1 protein-coding gene is annotated in these 481 nt (G+C 57.2%); it reads right to left on the bottom strand.

Going from position 1 to position 481, the window contains the following annotated elements; translation table 11 throughout:
- Positions 1-106: 106 nt before the first annotated feature.
- Positions 107-481: ATP-binding protein (locus QP994_RS11110; RefSeq protein WP_284866841.1), on the bottom strand; the 375-nt coding region annotated here is incomplete at its 5' end.

Genomic DNA, 481 nt, shown 5'->3' with positions numbered 1-481 from the left:
TGTCAGATGCGGGTTTTTGGTACCGGTGTTCCGGAGACCCGGTACTGCCGTGTTCCGGGTAGTTGGTACCGGGGCCGGGCCGACGGAGTCGGCCCGGTTGTTTGTTTTATTCGTCCGGTTCTATTGGGGTGGTGGCCTTGCGCATGTCGAAGTCTCCGATGCGGATTCGGTGGCCGTTGTTGAGGCGGCTAACGAGTGAATCGGCTCCGACTCTGTCGGGGAGGGCTTCGACCCAATAGGCGGCGGCCGATTGGGAGGAGATCAGCGTTGGGAGCCGACCGTCGCGGTCGAATATGATCTTGCTCAGGTCTTCTTGCCCGCGCTGGTTGATGCTCATGGTCATAAAATCGTCGATGATAAGGACATCGACATTGATCAGTTTCCGCATCTTATCGAGGTAGTTTTGATCAGTCGGTGAGAAGACCGCCAACATGTCTACGAGTTGGTCTAGCCGGTAGTAGGCCACGGAGTATCCGGCTTG

It is taken from the genome of Corynebacterium sp. MSK044, from assembly GCF_030232825.1.
Taxonomy (GTDB): Bacteria; Actinomycetota; Actinomycetes; order Mycobacteriales; family Mycobacteriaceae; genus Corynebacterium.
The sequence above is the reverse complement of the archived record's forward strand: the minus strand, read 5'-3'. Positions and strand labels throughout refer to the sequence as shown.